Origin of the sequence: Iodobacter fluviatilis (genome assembly GCF_900451195.1) — a bacterium.
Lineage (GTDB): Bacteria > Pseudomonadota > Gammaproteobacteria > Burkholderiales > Chitinibacteraceae > Iodobacter > Iodobacter fluviatilis.
In genome coordinates this window covers 2473879-2491043 of sequence record NZ_UGHR01000001.1, presented here as the reverse complement: position 1 = coordinate 2491043, position 17165 = coordinate 2473879, and the positions used below count along the sequence as shown (strand labels likewise).

The 17165-nt window shown below is 48.0% G+C and carries 19 protein-coding genes; 15 read left to right on the top strand and 4 right to left on the bottom strand.

Annotation, left to right across the window (positions count from 1 at the left end; translation table 11 throughout):
- Positions 1 to 3462: a DNA polymerase III subunit alpha gene (dnaE, locus tag DYD62_RS11410; RefSeq protein WP_115227454.1), complete on the bottom strand. Its 3462-nt coding sequence runs from the start codon at positions 3460 to 3462 to the stop codon at positions 1 to 3.
- A gap of 123 nt (positions 3463 to 3585) precedes the next feature.
- Here dnaE and DYD62_RS11405 point away from each other — a divergent pair, with 123 nt between their 5' ends.
- Both DYD62_RS11405 and DYD62_RS11400 read left to right on the top strand, forming a co-directional pair.
- Positions 3586 to 3759 (top strand): putative motility protein, encoded by a 174-nt coding sequence (locus tag DYD62_RS11405; RefSeq protein WP_115227453.1) that lies wholly within the window; start codon positions 3586 to 3588, stop codon positions 3757 to 3759.
- Positions 3760 to 3878: 119 nt separating this feature from the next.
- A complete protein-coding gene (locus tag DYD62_RS11400; protein WP_115227452.1) occupies positions 3879 to 4445 on the top strand; it encodes a phasin family protein in 567 nt (188 codons plus the stop codon).
- A 63-nt stretch (positions 4446 to 4508) separates the two neighbouring features.
- Here the strand turns inward: DYD62_RS11400 and DYD62_RS11395 are convergent, their stop codons facing one another.
- Complete coding sequence (locus DYD62_RS11395; RefSeq protein WP_115227451.1) at positions 4509 to 4793, bottom strand: RepB family protein; 285 nt, start codon at positions 4791 to 4793, stop codon at positions 4509 to 4511.
- 463 nt (positions 4794 to 5256) lie between these two features.
- Positions 5257 to 5655 (bottom strand): helix-turn-helix domain-containing protein, encoded by a 399-nt coding sequence (locus DYD62_RS11390; RefSeq protein WP_115227450.1) that lies wholly within the window; start codon positions 5653 to 5655, stop codon positions 5257 to 5259.
- 221 nt (positions 5656 to 5876) lie between these two features.
- On the opposite strand from DYD62_RS11390, the gene DYD62_RS11385 reads away from it, so the two are divergent.
- From DYD62_RS11385 to DYD62_RS23440, 12 genes are all read left to right on the top strand, one after another.
- The gene (locus DYD62_RS11385) at positions 5877 to 6164 is read left to right on the top strand and encodes a hypothetical protein (RefSeq protein ID WP_115227449.1); all 288 of its coding nucleotides are present in this window, start codon (positions 5877 to 5879) and stop codon (positions 6162 to 6164) included.
- 4 nt (positions 6165 to 6168) lie between these two features.
- Positions 6169 to 6435 (top strand): hypothetical protein, encoded by a 267-nt coding sequence (locus DYD62_RS11380; protein ID WP_132038638.1) that lies wholly within the window; start codon positions 6169 to 6171, stop codon positions 6433 to 6435.
- The gene (locus DYD62_RS11375) at positions 6432 to 8216 is read left to right on the top strand and encodes a replication endonuclease (protein WP_115227447.1); all 1785 of its coding nucleotides are present in this window, start codon (positions 6432 to 6434) and stop codon (positions 8214 to 8216) included. The genes DYD62_RS11380 and DYD62_RS11375 overlap by 4 nt, the downstream gene beginning before the upstream one ends.
- Positions 8113 to 8736: a ComEA family DNA-binding protein gene (locus DYD62_RS11370; protein WP_132038639.1), complete on the top strand. Its 624-nt coding sequence runs from the start codon at positions 8113 to 8115 to the stop codon at positions 8734 to 8736. Before DYD62_RS11375 ends, DYD62_RS11370 begins: the two co-directional genes overlap by 104 nt.
- 50 nt (positions 8737 to 8786) lie before the next feature.
- Positions 8787 to 9353, top strand: coding sequence for a hypothetical protein (locus DYD62_RS11365; protein ID WP_115227445.1), 567 nt, complete (start codon positions 8787 to 8789; stop codon positions 9351 to 9353).
- A 29-nt stretch (positions 9354 to 9382) separates the two neighbouring features.
- The gene (locus DYD62_RS11360; RefSeq protein ID WP_132038640.1) at positions 9383 to 10324 is read left to right on the top strand and encodes a hypothetical protein; all 942 of its coding nucleotides are present in this window, start codon (positions 9383 to 9385) and stop codon (positions 10322 to 10324) included.
- 4 nt (positions 10325 to 10328) lie between these two features.
- Positions 10329 to 11924 carry a hypothetical protein gene (locus tag DYD62_RS11355; protein WP_115227443.1) on the top strand — a complete coding sequence of 532 codons (1596 nt, stop codon included), beginning with the start codon at positions 10329 to 10331 and terminating at the stop codon, positions 11922 to 11924.
- On the top strand, positions 11921 to 12484 hold the full coding sequence (locus tag DYD62_RS11350; RefSeq protein ID WP_115227442.1) for a lysozyme: 564 nt from the start codon (positions 11921 to 11923) through the stop codon (positions 12482 to 12484). Before DYD62_RS11355 ends, DYD62_RS11350 begins: the two co-directional genes overlap by 4 nt.
- Positions 12485 to 12667 (top strand): hypothetical protein, encoded by a 183-nt coding sequence (locus DYD62_RS11345; RefSeq protein WP_115227441.1) that lies wholly within the window; start codon positions 12485 to 12487, stop codon positions 12665 to 12667.
- Positions 12660 to 12911, top strand: a complete 252-nt coding sequence (locus DYD62_RS11340; RefSeq protein ID WP_115227440.1) for a hypothetical protein — start codon at positions 12660 to 12662, stop codon at positions 12909 to 12911. Before DYD62_RS11345 ends, DYD62_RS11340 begins: the two co-directional genes overlap by 8 nt.
- Positions 12911 to 13378, top strand: coding sequence for a hypothetical protein (locus tag DYD62_RS11335; RefSeq protein ID WP_115227439.1), 468 nt, complete (start codon positions 12911 to 12913; stop codon positions 13376 to 13378). The genes DYD62_RS11340 and DYD62_RS11335 overlap by 1 nt, the downstream gene beginning before the upstream one ends.
- A 160-nt stretch (positions 13379 to 13538) precedes the next feature.
- Positions 13539 to 13856: a hypothetical protein gene (locus DYD62_RS23440; RefSeq protein ID WP_132038641.1), complete on the top strand. Its 318-nt coding sequence runs from the start codon at positions 13539 to 13541 to the stop codon at positions 13854 to 13856.
- Positions 13857 to 13909: 53 nt separating this feature from the next.
- Here DYD62_RS23440 and DYD62_RS11325 read toward each other — a convergent pair whose 3' ends face one another.
- Positions 13910 to 14167: a hypothetical protein gene (locus DYD62_RS11325; RefSeq protein WP_115227437.1), complete on the bottom strand. Its 258-nt coding sequence runs from the start codon at positions 14165 to 14167 to the stop codon at positions 13910 to 13912.
- A gap of 269 nt (positions 14168 to 14436) precedes the next feature.
- Here DYD62_RS11325 and adhE point away from each other — a divergent pair, with 269 nt between their 5' ends.
- The gene (gene adhE, locus DYD62_RS11315) at positions 14437 to 17064 is read left to right on the top strand and encodes a bifunctional acetaldehyde-CoA/alcohol dehydrogenase (RefSeq protein WP_115227435.1); all 2628 of its coding nucleotides are present in this window, start codon (positions 14437 to 14439) and stop codon (positions 17062 to 17064) included.
- Positions 17065 to 17165: the final 101 nt, after the last annotated feature.

Here is a 17165-nt window from a genome sequence, read left to right as displayed (position 1 = left end):
CTAAAACTTTACTGAAACACTTTCATTTCCTAACCAACTTTTTAACTCTGCCAGTAGCTCGTCATGCAAAGTGATTCTCCAGCTTTCGCCAAGAGAAAGAGTGCATGCGGCTTCGGCATTTTGATAATCAACCTCAACAGGGCACTCGCCGCCGCGATGAAGTGAAAGCAAGCTTTTTAGCCTTTGCGCATCCATCCCTTGGCGCATGCCCAAAGTCATACTGCGCGCAAAACGGCTGCGTGCCTCTGCAATATCATAAATAGTATCAGCAATAATGCGTAAGCCCCCTGAAAACCTATCTTCAGAAACCTTGCCCTCAATTACTAAGAGCGTGTCTTCCTTGATTTTGTTCCGGTTGGCTTCAAATACTTCCGAGTAAACGGTGACATCCCGGCGAGATTTGCCATCATCCAAGGTAACAAAAGCCATCCGGCCCCGATCACCGTTTTTAATGCGTAAGCCACTCACAATGCCGGTAATCATTTGTGGTGTTCGGCTGGGCTCTAGGCGCTCAAGTGATGATTTAATAAACTGACGAATTCCTTTGGCATGGGCATCAAAGGGGTGGCCGGAAATATAAAATCCGACCGCATTTTTTTCTTCAGCCAGTTTAATGCGCTCATCCCACTCAGGCACTTCAATCATGGCGACCTGGGGTACATCAACGGCCTCCAGCATATCAAACAGGCTGGATTGATTTTTATTGGCCGCTTCGCTCTCTGCCAGCGCCATTGCTTGCTCTACATTAGCCAGAAGTCTTGCACGATGCGGATCCAGCAGATCAAATGCACCCGCCCGAATTAAAGCTTCGAGGGTGCGCTTATTTACTTCGCGCTTTTCGGTGCGGCGGCAAAAATCGTATAAATCAGTAAAGGGGCCATTTGCTTCACGTTCGCGAACAATCATTTGTACGGCAGATTCGCCCACACCTTTAATGGCACCCAGTGCATAGCGGATTTCCCTGCGGGAAACCGGCACAAACTTGTGAAAGCTTTGATTAACATCGGGCGGCAGTAAAATGAGTTTGTTCGTTTCAACGCTATCGTCGTAGAACACTTTCAGCTGATCGGTGTTATCCAGCTCCGAGCTCATCGTGGCGGCCATAAAAGCAGCACAGTGGTGTGCTTTCAGCCATGCCGTGTGATAGGAAACCACGGCGTAGGCGGCCGTATGCGATTTATTAAAACCGTATTCGGCAAATTTCGCCATTAAGTCAAACAACTGCTCGGCAAGCTTCGGGTCGTACCCTTTGAGCGCAGCACCTTGGGCAATTTTTTCCCTGTGCTCGGCCATTTCTTCCGGTTTTTTCTTACCCATGGCCCGGCGCAGCATATCCGCGCCACCTAGTGTATAGCCGCCGATAATCTGCGAGATCTGCATTACCTGCTCTTGGTACACGATCACACCATAAGTGGGGTCGAGACAAGCCGTCAGGTCAGGGTGGAAGTAATCCACTTCTTCCAGTTTATTTTTACGATTAATAAAGGTGTCTACCATCCCGGAGCCAAGTGGGCCAGGGCGGTAAAGTGCCAATACCGCAATAATATCTTCAAAGCGGTCTGGCTTCAGCTTGGCCAGCAGGCGCTTCATTCCGTCCGATTCCACCTGGAACACTGCCGTGGTATTAGCGTCGCGGAAAATCTTATACGCGGCCTGGTCTTCAAAGCCCAGCAGCATTAAATCAGGTGCACTGCCTTCCATATCCCGGATATAGCTCAGTGCCAGCTCGATAATGGTTAAGTTGCGTAAACCCAAAAAGTCGAACTTCACCAGGCCGATCTTTTCAACGTCGTCTTTATCCAACATGGAAACGGGCGAAGAATCCGCGCCAGAAGCCAGATAAATAGGGCAGAAATCAGTAATTTTGCCGGGTGCAATCAAAACACCCCCGGCATGCATACCAATATTACGCGTCAGACCTTCTAGCTTTTTGGCCAGCACCCAAAGCTCTTTAACTTCGTCTTCTGTTTCAACCCGCTGCTTTAAAATGGGCTCCATTTCCAGCGCATCATCAAGGCTGTACTGCTTGCCCGGTGCAGCAGGGATTAGCTTGGATAAACCATCACAAAACATATAGGGCAAATCAAGCACACGGCCCACATCCCGCACCACCGCTTTGGCGGCCATAGTGCCGAAGGTGGCAATCTGACTGACCGCTTCTACGCCATATTTTTCACGCACATACTCGATCACGCGCCAGCGGTTTTCCTGACAAAAGTCGATATCAAAGTCGGGCATAGAGACGCGTTCAGGGTTCAGAAAGCGCTCGAAGAGTAGGGCGTAAGCAGTGGGGTCGATATCGGTAATGCCAAGGCTGTACGCCACCAGCGATCCTGCACCCGACCCCCGGCCTGGCCCCACAGGGCAGCCATTGTGCTTTGCCCAGATAATAAAGTCGGCAACGATCAGGAAGTAGCCGGGGAAGCCCATTTGCACAATGGTATCGGTTTCAAATTTTAGCCGGTCTAAATAACGCGGGCGCTCGGCATCCCGCTTGGCTTCATCCGGGTATAGCAGCTGCAGACGGGTTTCCAGACCACGCTTAGCTTCAAACACCAGAAAATCATCCAGCGTCATGCCATCTGGAGTCGGAAAATCGGGCAAATAGTTTTTGCCAAGCGTTACTGATAAATTACAGCGCTCGGCAATGGCAACACTGTTGGCAAGCGCTTCAGGCACGTCCGCAAATAATTCGGCCATCTCGCTGACGGATTTGAAATATTGCTCTTCTGTAAACATGCGGGGGCGGCGCTTATCCGACACCATATTGCCTTCAGCAATACAGACACGGGCTTCGTGTGCCTTAAAATCATCCCTGTCCATAAACTGAACGGGATGAGTGGCGACAACGGGTAAGTCAAGATCAGAAGCTAAATCCAGATGGCCTTGCACACTGGGCTCACAGCCAGGAAAGCCTGTGCGTTGTAATTCCAGATAAAAACGATCAGGGAAAGTATCTGCCCACCAGCGGGTGGCTGCGAGGGCGGCATCGTACTGTCCGCCGATCAGGAGCTGGCCAATTTCCCCCAGACTTGCGCCTGAGAGGCAAATCAGCTCGCTATTATCCCCTTCGGTGAGCCATTCTTTTTTTAGCTCGGCCCGGCCACGGTACTGGTTGTTTCGAAATGCATTCGATAATAGGTCACAAAGCCGCCCATACCCGGCGCGGCTTTTGCAAATAAGCAGAATGCGGAAGGGGACATCCCGGTCTTCCGGGTTTTCAACCCATGCATCAATACCAACAATGGGTTTAATCCCCGCTTCACGGCAGGCTTTGTAATGCTTCACCATTCCAAAGAGATTCATCAGATCAGAAACACCCAGCGCAGGCATGCCGCCAGATTTTGCGGCTTTAACCGCATCATCTAGGCGCACGATGCCGTCGGTGACTGAAAACTCGGAATGGAGGCGTAAATGGATGTAGCGTGCGACGGAGTCGCTCAGCAAAGAGGGCGAATTCATCGCGGCATTTTATCACTCATCGCGCTTTGAGCCACAGGAAACATCGCACAGATCATTTCACACAGCATGTAGACCCTCCGAGTGCTAGAATAAGGCAACTAAATCCTTGCTGTGAGGTGTTTCATGGAAGTTTCTGCAAGCAGCGCCACAGTGCAAAATACAGCAGCACTGATGATGGCTAAAAAATCGATGGATATACAGGCACAATCTGCTTTAAGTTTGCTGAGTGCCGTGCCTGAAGCGCCTAAATACAACAATCCTTCCGGGCTTGGAAGCCTTGTAGATACAAGGGCTTAGGATGTTTTTTGTAGGATAGGCTGGATATTTTGTTGCACTGCACAAAATGGTTTGACTCCGGGTGGGTAATGCCTTCATAATGAATTGCATTGTTGCACTGCACAACCGGAGAAACCACCATGTTTAAAGACCTGTTTAAAGCCCCACAATTCAATCCTAAGCAATTTGCTGATTTTGGCCAGGCTAATCTGGAAAAATCCTTGCGCCTTACAAATATCGCACTGAGCAGTGTTGAACGCCTAGTTAACCTGCAAATTGGCATTACCCGCGATTTAATCGCTGAAAATGCTGAAACGACAAAAACGTTATCTGCCGTAAAAGATGTTCAAGGTTTGGTGGCTTTTCAGCGCCAGCTGGCACAGCCTTCCGTTGAAAAAAGCCTGACAGTTGCACGCAATGTATTTGATGCTGCCAGCGCAACACAACAAGAATTAAACAGCCTGATCGAAGAACAAGTCTTAGAATTCAACAAAAACCTGCTGGCTACTTTAGATAAAGCCACTGAAAACGCACCAGCGGGTTCAGGTGTGGCAGTTAATGCACTGCGTAATGTGGTTGAAACAGCCAGCAACACCTATGATGCTGTTTCTAAGACAAGCCAAAAAATCGCATCCGAATTAGTCAGTGCAACTGTAAATGCGGCTGAAGCGGGCGCAAAAGTAGTTGCTACAAAAGCATCAGCATAACTAATTAGTTTTTAATAAAAAAAGACACCTTGCGGTGTCTTTTTTTTTTGAATAAATGATTGATCAGAGTTGTTCAATTAGGCGATCAAGCAATTGCCCCATCGTTAAACCCTGTTCTGCAGCGACACGCTTTAGTTTTTCACGCGTTGCAATATCCACCATTGCATTAAATTGCACGGGTGTTGTTAAACTCATATTTTTTAAACCTGCCTGAAAACGGGCTTTTCTGCTGGCTCTCTGGCGCTCAGCAGCCGTCATGGCGCGCTCCCCAAGAGGAGGGCGCCCACGTTTCTTGGCCGTCGGCATGCCGGGTAATTCAGCAGTTTTAGTATCTTCGATCTGACGCATATTACTTTGTGATCATTTAAGGCGGACGCCATTTTAGTGACTGAATGTGTCAGTTGTCACGTTTTGAATGTGTGGCTTTTACCCTGGGCAATGCATTGACAATTGCAAACCTCAATAGAACAAAGGCATGGCGAGGTATTTGAGCTAGGGTAATTTTTATAGCTACCTGAAAAAATCTCAATAAAACATGAAGAACAAATGTTTGCAATCCATCAATCATAGAAAAATTCCGCATAAAAAGCCTGAATGAGCGATTTAAACTAACAGCGCTTATGAGTTAATGAGGGAAACAGATTAAACTCAACGTGTCTGACATAAGCGCCTTGAAGTGAACTGTTTTTTTTTGATGATTTTTGAAGAACCAGCGTAACCATCCAAACTTTGCCATTTTAGTACGGCAACTAAAGAGTTGAGCCAAGAATTGCATGGGATAACGAAGCATCTAGGTATGACGTATTTAACTTTACATAATATACAGTAGGTCATCTTGGGCAGTAAAACGTAGGTCTTGCCGTTCTTCCAGCACCTTCTTAAATTTCATTTTTTCCGACTTCCAGCCACTACCTCCGCTACTGCCTTCATCGTCATTATCATTGTTCAAATAGTTATAAACACGCTGCAAAATACTTGCTTCTTCGGTGTCTTTTGCGCGCGCGTGGTGCATATCAATAATGACTAGGGCGGGGTCAATGTCTAGTAAATTCGCCACTTTGATGGCTGTTTTTCCATCAAAATTCATTCCTTTGTTTCTGACTGCTGAGATAGCAGAGCGCGAGATGCTAAGTTTTGCTGCGACTGCATAATCAGAATCAATGCCTAATTTTTTCTTGATGTCGTCAAGGTATTCGTTAGCTGTTTTCATCGCCATTTTCCTTTTGCGTGCGCTTCGATGCGGCTTGTATTTTTCGAGTTTAACTTACGCGCTTAAGTATCGCTTGACTATTTTTAAATAAACCACCACTGACCGTAGATAGTTCATATTCGATTGACTAAATATATTCTGTCCTCTAACCTTGTTTCTGTTGCCGCACCATTTCTCAATTAGTCAGTGACTTGACTGCTCCCGTATTAATTGAGAAGTGGATGCGTAACAAAGTGCTTGGTTTTTTGTCATGCAGACGGGGGTGGGGTGTGAAAAATAGTAGCGATATTTTGGCGGGATTGATCGCGGGTGATTCGCTGATTATTTCTAACTGCTTTGAATCTCGACTGGAGAAGCTAAAAGAGCGGGCCGAAACATTGCAATCATTTGCTCATCAGGATGCGGCGCTAATAAAGCTAGTCAGCGATATAAAAGAAGAAATTGCGAGTATTGAACGTATTGAAAGAGTGGTGTTTAAAGCCTTGGCTGCGGCTGAACATCATGAATAACCCAATGTTATTAGATCAAGGCTCGCTTGATTTCGTCGAGGCGGCGCTTATTTATCTGGTCGATATCAAGAAACAATTCTCAAATCTAAAAGATGAATTTGCGGCGCGGGGTCTGGACGCTTCGCAGATTGATCGGGCGTGCGTGTCATTACGCAATATTGATCTGGATTTGCAAACACGTAGGCAGCAACACCGTCAAGCAGCGGTGAACAATTTCAGAATGAAAAAAGCAGCGCGGGCGCGGGCTAAAAATGCGGCGGTCATGGCGTGAGCGTTTACCCGCACACGCTGCCGCACAATGTGCGGGCATGGCAAGATCAAAATGAAAGAGCATGGGCAAATAGTCGCCTGAAGTCAGTACCGGCGGGGGTTCGCGATGATGCAAAACGCAAGTGGGAAAATATACGCGCCGGTGGCCTTGGCGGATTGCCAGCCGCTAACGAGTGGCTACGTGTTTATGCGGATCATTTCGCTGGCTTGCCGTTTTCCGTGCCACTCGAATTTGATGATTCAGATTTGCAGCGGTTGGGACGCGAGCGAGCGCGTGAGTTTGCGGAATTGGTACGAGGGGCAGCGGCGACGCGCCACAAGCAGAAACAGAGAGCGGGGCTATTATCGCGGCCAGTTGCACTAAGCGAAATAGAACAACAGGCCGCCATTGTCGAGCAAGCGGCGATTAAATACCGCGCCACGGTGCGGGCGCGTCATTTGCAGGGCGCGGTATTGCGCCTGACCGATGAGGCGTGGTGGTTGCGTAATATGCGGCGCGAGAAAAAACGCATTAGTGAATTTGAAAGTATCAGCTTTGGGCGCGTTTGCAAAGATCAGCAGGTTTATATCTCGAATGATTCGCTGCTTGAATTTCGAGCACAAAGAAAACGTAACGCGGCGATATTAGCGAACACCTCGGCGGTAAATGATTTAGGCCAGCGCTTTACTTTGGAAGATTTGGCGGCGGTTTCGGTGAGTAATCCTGAAATACGCGGCTGTGAATTGATGACGCGCATTTCAGGATTTGAGGAAATAGCGCGGGAAGTGGGGGATTGCGGGCTGTTTTTTACGCTTACATGCCCGTCTCGATTTCATCGCATGAAGCAGGACGACGCGGGCCGCTGTTATCAGAATAATAAATGGGATGAGCTAAGCCCCCGTGCGGCGCAAGACTACCTTTGTAAGCTGTGGGCGCGGGTGCGGGCGGCTTGGCATAGGGCAGGAATTCAGACGTACGGTTTTAGAGTGGCTGAGCCGCATCATGACGGGACGCCGCACTGGCATATGTTGCTGTTTGTGAATCGCGCCCAGCGCGGGCGAATGATTCGGATTTTTCGCCGTTATGCCCGCAAAGATAATAAGCATGAGCCGATGGCGTGGAAACATCGTTTTACGGTCAAGCATATTGACTGGAATCGTGGCTCTGCTGCCGGTTACATCGCTAAATATATTTGCAAAAACTTGGGCGGCGCAGCCATGCACGGCCAAGATGATTACGAAAGCGGCGTGGAAGTGGCGAGCAGTGCCGAACGTGTGCAGGGCTGGGCGTGGGCTTGGAACATTCGACAGTTTCAACCCATCGGCGGGCCGCCGGTTGGGGTGTGGCGGGAGCTGCGAAAATTGCGCGGCGATGCTGAGGGCTTAATCGAAGTCGCGGCGCAAGCGGCGGACTCTGGCGACTGGATGGGGTTCTGCAAGGCTTGCGAGATTCATCAGCTACGCATTTTCAAAGTGCAAGGCGAAAAAAACCAATATCAAGAAACCACTGTTGTGACTAAGGGCGTGTGCATCGTCGATTTTGACAGCGGCGAACGCGAAACGGTGGTCACTCGGCTGCGGGTTTGGCATTTGGAATCAGTGGTTAAAAAGTCGCTGCTGATTGACGCGGTGAATTCGGCACAGGTTTTAGGCTTTTGCCCTTCTCGGACTCGTGTGAATAACTGTACGGGGTCAAAAAATGACACAAAAAATCATGCGGGGCTTGCTGTTGGTGGCGGTGGTTTGGGCGATTTTGACAGGGGCGGGGGGCTTTTCGGGGGAATCCAGCGCAAGTGCGGCTAGTTCGGCTAGTTCGGCGGCGTTTCATTGCCCCCACGCGACGCCAGATTGCCCCGATGAGCCGCTGGAAGATGACACGATCATTCACACGCCCATGGATCAGCAATTTTTTAATCGTGCCACACAAGAGGAGCTGGAAGCTTTGCCTTGTGTTGGGCATCCGCTGGCTTTGGCGATTATTGAATATCGCTCACGCGGGCAAGCGCTGTACGCCAATTTTCAGGCGGAAACGGATCAACGCCCTTATACGCCAAGCCCTTGGACGCTGGAAAATATTACCTATGCGGGCGCTGAGGCTGATGTTTTAGAGGCGCGAGCCATGACGACAAATAGTTATGAGCGGGCGGAATTTGACAAGGCGTATCGCTGGGCCGTGGTGAGTCATCAAATTTACGGCTTTAACCGCCGCCGTTTGGCGTGTATCAGTGGCCAGACCAAAAGAATGCAGGCAATGGGCAAGCGATCGCCGCTAAGTTTTATTTTAGATCGGCCTGAATTGCCGGTTTTTCATTTGCCAAAGTAGCGGCGCGGGTTTTTTGTGGGTGTTTTTTTTCAACGTAGCGAGGTGGTGAAATGGCTTTAACTCCAGCAATGAAGGCAGCGGGGCGTAAAACACCCGAACTATTGGCGCAAGTCATGAAAGAGGCGAGCGATATTTCTATCCGGGCCGTGGTTGTTGATGCGTCAAAAACCACGTTTGTGGGTGAAGTGTCGGCCATGGTCGATAATGAAATCCGTGTGTTTTCTGTGGCTCAGTCAGACGGTCGCAAAAAAACCTACAGCGATGTAGATTCGTTCGCGGCGGCGGTCATGACACTGTTTCCGCAAAAAATCGTTGGCGATCTGCCGGTGACTATTGTCGGTGCGCATTTGCTCACGCCTAAGCCGCGCAATATCTCCGATATCATCGCAGAAGCCCGTAAGCAGCTGGTTAAATTCAATTTAATCAAAACCAAAAACACCGAAACCCTGGCACGCATTAATAGCGAACTGGTACTTGCTGCGGCGTGGGAAACCGGTACGCCAGACGAGCAACTTAAATTTGCTGAAATGAAAAACCAGCAAACCGCCGTGACTGATTATGCGGCATGGGTTTTATCTGAAATTGCCCGCATTACAGCGGCGCTGCCACCCGTTTAATTTGATGTTTTCCGGCATGGTGGGGCGCAATGCCCCATCTATTGAGCGGGGTGTCTATGTCATTTATTGAATCGGGTAGAAAACCGCTAGAAATGATCTGCGATTTATTAGCTGATCAGCCGCTGGCACGGTTGGATATTGAGCGTATTGATAATAAAAAATGTGTGTTTACAGTGCGCTGTTTAATCGGCGGATTAATGCGCGTTTGGCCGGTTTCGGATTCGTCGGGGGAGTTATTGCAGTCAGACAAAACAATGCCCATTATTCAATACATCGGTAAAACCGGTGTTGATTTGGTTTTAGTGTATCGGCGTAATAATTTTATTGAAATAGATATAGCCATTGTCACAGCCTCACAAACGCATTTTGATAAATTAATCGCAGCGGAAAGGCGTTTGCGTCAAATCAATAAAGAAAAAAAGATCGCGCAAGATGCGCTTTTAAAAGTCAATTATGAGCTAACAATGTTAGCGGATTTTGAGCACTCGAACAAAGTAGAAGAGCGTGATTTGTGGGCTGAGGCCGCAACGCGCTTTACAACGATTGGCGTTTTTACGGCGTGGTGCGATTCAGAATACAGCCGTTTAAATATCATCATTGCAGAATTGAGCGTGGGCGGTCTGCCAAGTTCCGGACTGGGCCAATTAGAAAATGTCTATGAACAATTCATTTATCACGATGATATTTTTCCGCTGCGGATTGGCCGCATTAATGGCGGCTATACCATTTCTAAAGTTCGCCTGAACGTGGCTAATTTCCCACTGGATCAGCCTTTAAGTTTAAAGCTGGGTAATTTAATTATTGCCACGTTTACCGCTGCGGAAATGGCTAATTTAGCAGGGGGCAATATAACGCTAGAAATAAATTATCCAGTGGAAAATTCGACCGACTTAATGGCTGTGGCAAATGGTGCAAGTATCGGCGCAGTGAAATTATTAATCTTCACCTATAAAACCGCAATAGCGAGGTAATCCCATGCCTGAGCAAGAATTACCGCGCAAAGAAGATTTGTCTTCAACGCTGGCCGGTACGCGAAAACGCTATTTTAGAGTGGGGCCGGTCAAGCTTTTTTCGCCGCCAGATTGCCACGCGCCGCTGTCGATTGATTTAGAGTATCTGTCGATTTTAATCGGCAACGGTGGCTTACCACCTGCACCGGATGACGTGCCAGAAAAAGCTTACGTGTTGTTGGAAGTATTCGACCAATTCAAAACCACACTGGCGAGCACTTACGAAACCGTGGCGGCGGCAAAAACAAAAAATGACGCGGTGGTGGTGCGCCTGAATGTTTTAGATGCTGAGCTGGCCGCGCTGGTCGGTTGGGAAAATAACGAAAATATAAATTATGTGACCAAAACGCAAGCGCTGGAATTTGTAAAGCATGGCGAAATGGTCGAGGTCACAAATCTATTAAGTGATTCAGTCACACTATTAAGCCGCGTGGTTGCTGACAATACCAGCCGTTTGGATCATGTCAGCGGCGGGGCGTGGGCAGATATTAAAGATAAGCCGGTCAATTACCCGACTTCGTGGGAATTAATCAAGAACAAACCCGACTTGGGCGCGGGCGGCGGGCCGGTAACATGGCAAAGCATCAGCAATAAGCCGCTGACTTTCCCCGCTGACCTTTCAAATATTTCCGTACCTTGGGCGCGGATTACCGGAATCCCGCCCGAAGTGACTTCAGGCGGCCAAAATTTAAAGGTCGAATGGAACAATATATTAAATAAGCCAATGTTGTTTCCAGCCGATATGGGCGCGGTAAATATTGGATGGTCGCAAGTATTAAACAAGCCATCTGTTTTTCCTGTAGACAATGGCACGGTTTCAATTGATTGGTCGCAAATTACGTCAGGCATTCCCGCTACCTTTCCGGCTGAAATACCGGCGGCAACATGGGCGGGCTTGTCTGACAAGCCTGATGTTTTTCCTGCTGATAACGGCACGGTTGCAATTGATTGGTCACAAATTGTTTCAGGTATTCCCGCTACATTTCCGAGTGATAGCTCGGCGGCAACGTGGGCGGGCTTGCCTGACAAGCCTGACGTTTTCCCTGTTGATAACGGCACGGTTTCAATTGATTGGTCACAAATCAGTACCGGTGTGCCGGTTGTATTTCCGCATGATAACGGCGCAGTTTCAATTGACTGGTCACAAATCAGTACCGGCGTTCCGGCGGCATTTCCGGCGGATCTTTCCGCCTTGCCTTGGGAAAATCTGACCGGCAAGCCCGCAACTTTCCCACCGGACGCGCATGAACATGATTATCCGTCAGTGGTATCTAATGGGCCAAATGTCACATTGCTCCCTTTTAAGGGGTTTTGTTTCTTTTTGAGCACTCGAGTAGGGGGCGCACCGGCACAAAGAATCACAATACCAGCCAATGCAAACCAGCGAGTGAATACGCTATATCTTCGGGCGCATGTGGGGGAATTGACCGTTGTTGCTCCGGCGGGCATGACAATTGTAAGAAAAGGGATAGATAGAACGCTAGGCGTTGCATCGTTTGTTATTCAGCCGCATTCAACCGCTATTCTTGTCAGCGTTTTGACCTATTGGGTGGAAATATGATGCAAACCAGCCAAGCCACTATATATATAAGCGACAAAGCCAGGGCAAAAGCCATTTCATTTATACGCGCCGCTGAGGACGTAAAGCTAAAAGCTTACCCAGACAGCGGCGGGGTTTTGACGATCGGTTACGGCCACGTCATCCATGATGTTGATATCCTGCCGCCATCTAGCCCCTTAAATTGCGCAGCAATGCCAGACCGGTTTTTACAGACGGCGGCGGGGCAGCGCATGGCCGCAAATCTCGTCATTACGCCCGCCATTGCAGAATATCTTTTGCAGACTGATTTGGCTCTGGCCGCTGGCGCGGTCGGTGAGTTATCAAAAACCGTGCATTTAAACTCAAACCAGCAAGCCGCATTAATCGCACTCGTTTTCAATATCGGCGTTAGTGCATTTAACGGCTCTACTCTAATCAAGAAAATCAAACTCAATCGGCCTATTGCAGAGATAGAACATGAATTTTTACGCTGGCGATTTGATAACGGCAAAGAGAATGCCGGGCTATTAAGCCGCCGCAAGGCCGAATTCACGCTTTACGTTTGCGCGAGGGACTTATAAATGTTTGCCAATTTGAAAAAACGCTTTAAAGAGCCATCAAGCTGGGCCGGTCTATCGTCAGTGATCGGCGCGGCCTTGCTGGCCGTTCCTTCAAATAACGCCAAAGCCATCGGCTTGGGCCTGCAAAGTCTGGCCGGTGTGCTCGCGTTTGTGTTGCCAGAAAAAGGCGGGGGCCATGAATGAGCCGCTACCACCTCGCCGCAAAGGCGACCGGCGCTCGCGTAATTGGCTAGTAAATATTGTCTCTTCCATCGTGGCCGCTGTGGTTGCGGTGGCCGGTGCGGTCGCAAAATTCGCGCCAGACGAAAACGAAAACAAAGCCCAGCACGCTACACAACGCCAAATCAACAAGCAGGGCGATGTAATAGAAAAAATAGATGATCGCCTGACCGTAGTCGAGCGAAAAATTGAGAAGAGGGCGCGATAATGGGCGGCTTAGTTAATGCATTTATTGCTGGGATGATGGCAAGACTTGTGCCATTGCTTGCGGGTATCGGACTTACATGGGTCACTGTGCAGATTGAAACGTGGTTAAAAGAGGGTGTATTTTTTGATCATTTGGTGTCGTTAACCAGTGGCTGGGTATGTGATTACGCCTTAACACACTGGGGAATTACTCTTGATCGCAATAATCCATTAACAAGGCAATCCATTAGCGCGGGAATTGGGCAAAAGATTGGCGTTCAATTAACTGATGTATTTAATAAAGAGGCATTACTTACTGATATTGGGCGCTGGCTGGCTAATGAATTAAATAATAGATATGGCACAAATTTTACCGGTTTATATCCACTCAACAATCTGCAAGAACAAGTTGAAAATGCCGTGCTTGACGTTATTTTGTCTGCAATTGATGACGTAGAAGCAGAAGTAAGAGGGCATAAAACATTATGAATACGCTCATTAATAAAGAAAAAATAAAAGTATTAGTCAGGCGGGTAATGGATCGGCTTTGCAAAGTAAAAAGACAGGATGATAAAACCGAAGAACAGGCCTATAACGACTTCCTAGACAGGATGAAAAATGCAGATAGACAAAAGCGGTTTAGGGAAAAATGGGGCAAAGAATGTCAGATACTAGGGCCAAAGAACAAAGCCAGCCGACCGACCGACCAGAACAAAACGCCGATCAAGTCAAAAGCAAAGAGCAAGAAAAAATCGCCTTATGGATAGCGAGCGCAAAAAAACATCCATGGCTTGCCACGATGTTTTTGTTTTTCGCTTTGATTGGCCTCTATGCCTTGTTGTCAGGTAAGGCATTTGATTTGGGCGTGCTCATTAATGGAGTTGTGATTTTTATAGCTTATCGCTGTATCGTTGCCTTTATGACGAAACAGCGCACTGATGGCGTTACACGTAACGATAAAAAATAAACCAAGCCAAACCGACGCCGTTACACGTAACGGCGTTTTTTATCGCCTGCGATTTAATATCTGCGGTAAACAGGTTGCGGCGGCCAGTCGCCAGCTTCTTTTGCTGCTATGATTTTACTTGCGACACAATAGAAGATGAGATAATACGCGAGGTGGCGCGGATCGGTAGGGAGATTGACTTGGGCGGCCTTTGCCCAGATGCGTAAGTCTTCGGGTGAAATATCGGGTTTAGGTTTTTTTAAGCTGCGAGCGTTTCGCGTCCATTTCTCAATAAAGTAAGCCTCGATTTCTTCCAAGCTTGTGCCGTTCATCGGTTTTTTCTCGGTTAAACGATCACCATAGATCAGTGTAACCGGTTCGTTTTTTTTGGTTTCGCCGCGCCTACCTTACTTGACATAATATACATTATGCGAACAAATATAAAATGATCAAATGCAGTTTGATATTTATCAAGTAGTCTTGGGCTGCCCGGTATATTCTGTAGATGTTCGCTTTACCCATGTGAACCAGCAGCAAGTTCGCAGGTCCCAATTGATTAGTGATTTTAAAGCCGTTTATAAAGTTTCTCTGGAGATGAAAAATGACTGTTTCTAACATTCAAGAACTCGATGCACTGATGGCGCGGGTTAAAAAAGCGCAGCAGCTTTTTGCTACATACTCACAAGAACAAGTTGACAAGATTTTCCGTGCCGCTGCACTGGCTGCCGCAGATGCGCGTTTGCCACTGGCCAAGCTTGCCGTTGCTGAAACTGGCATGGGCGTACTCGAAGATAAAGTAATTAAAAATCACTTTGCTTCCGAATATATTTATAACGCGTACAAAGATGAAAAAACCTGCGGCATTTTGTCTCAGGATGACGCGTACGGCATTATCACTATCGCAGAGCCTATCGGAATTATTTGCGGGATTGTGCCAACGACCAACCCTACTTCTACCGCCATCTTTAAAGCGCTGATTGCACTTAAAACTCGTAACGGTATTGTTTTCAGCCCGCACCCGCGCGCAAAAGGCTCAACCTGTGAAGCCGCACGTATTGTGCTTGATGCTGCTGTAGCGGCTGGCGCACCACGCGATATTATCGGCTGGATTGATCAGCCAACTGTTGAGCTGTCTAACCAGCTAATGAAACACAAAGACATCAACCTGATTCTGGCCACAGGTGGCCCGGGCATGGTTCGTGCGGCCTATTCATCCGGCAAGCCAGCCATTGGCGTGGGTGCGGGCAATACACCGGTTGTGATTGATGAAACTGCTGATATCAAACGTGCCGTTGCTTCTATCCTGATGTCCAAGACCTTCGATAACGGCGTTGTATGTGCTTCAGAGCAATCTGTCATTGTGGTTGACAGTGCTTATGAAGCAATGAAAGCCCGTTTTGCGCAAAGCGGTGGCCATATCTTAAGCAAGAAAGAAGCCGAAGCCGTTCGTAAAGTCATTCTGATTGATGGCAACCTGAATGCAGGTGTTGTTGGCCAGGCTGCAGTCAAGATTGCAGATATGGCGGGTATTAAAGTGCCTAGTTACACAAAGATTCTGATTGCTGAAGTCACATCAACGGGCGAAGAAGAAGCTTTTGCGCACGAAAAACTATCCCCAACTTTAGCGATGTATCGCGCTAAAGACTTTTATGAAGCCGTATCCAAGGCTGAAGCCTTAGTTGCCTTGGGCGGGATTGGTCACACCTCCGCGCTTTATACAGATCAGGATCAGCAGCACGAACGTATCGCTTATTTTGGCGACAAAATGAAAACTGCTCGTATTCTGATCAACTCCCCTGCTTCGCAAGGCGGGATTGGTGACCTGTACAACTTTAAGCTGGCTCCGTCGTTAACACTGGGTTGTGGTTCATGGGGTGGTAATTCGATCTCTGAAAACGTGGGTCCAAAACACCTGATCAACACCAAAACTGTCGCTAAACGGGCCGAAAATATGTTGTGGCACAAACTTCCTAAAAACATCTACTTCCGTCGTGGTTGTCTGCCCTTTGCACTTGCTGATTTGACTGGCAAGAAACGTGCAACTGTTGTTACCGGCCCTTACTTATTTGCTAATGGCTACTGCGATGAAACCATCAAAGTGCTGAAGCAAATGGGCATGGAAGTTGAGGTTTTCCACGAAGTTGAAGCCGATCCGACATTAGAAGTGGTCCGTAAAGGCGTGCATTCATTGAATATGTTTAAACCTGACGTGATTATTGCGTTGGGTGGCGGCTCTCCAATGGATGCGGCTAAGATTATGTGGGTAATGTACGAGCATCCGGAAGTTCACTTTGAAGACCTTGCATTGCGCTTTATGGATATCACTAAGCGTATTTACAAATTCCCTAAAATGGGCGTCAAAGCAGAATTGGTTGCGATTCCAACCACATCAGGTACTGGCTCAGAAGTAACCCCATTTGCGGTGGTTACAGATGAAAAAACGGGCATGAAATACCCGATTGCCGATTACGAACTCACACCAAATATGGCGATTATTGATGCCGATTTAGTGATGAATATGCCAAAAAGTCTGACTGCCTTTGGTGGGATTGATGCGGTAACGCACGCTTTAGAAGCTTATGTCTCCGTATTGGCCAATGAATATTCGGATCCACAGGCACTGCAATCACTAAAACTGCTGAAAGAAAACTTACCATCGTCTTATATTAACGGTGCAAAAGATCCAAAAGCACGTGAGCTGGTACACAATGCTTCAACGATTGCCGGTATTGCCTTTGCCAATGCATTCTTGGGTGTTTGTCACTCCATGGCGCATAAGCTGGGTGCAGAGTTCCATCTGGCACACGGTCTGGCCAATGCCCTGCTGATTTCGAATGTAATTCGCTTTAATTCAGCAGACATTCCAACCAAGCAAACTGCATTTAGCCAGTACGATCGCCCACAAGCGCGTTGCCGTTATGCAGATATTGCCGAGCACCTTGGCCTTGGCGGCAAGAATGATGAGCAAAAAGTGGCGAATCTGATTGCTTGGATTGAAGAGCTGAAAACAACGATTCAAATTCCTGCTTCGATTAAAGAAGCGGGCGTACCTGAAACGCTGTTCCTCTCCAAAGTGGATCAATTGGCTGAAGAAGCTTTTGACGATCAATGTACCGGTGCTAACCCACGTTACCCATTGATTTCAGAGCTAAAACAACTCTTGCTGGATAGCTACTACGGTAACGCTTTTGTAGAAAACCATCTGCGTGAAGAGCAAGCGGCTAAATAAGCGCTGAGCTAAAAAAGAACCCCGCCAATGCGGTAATGCCGTTCACTTAAGCCAAGTGAGCGGCATTTTTTATGCTTATCATTACGCCCTTTTAGTCCCCC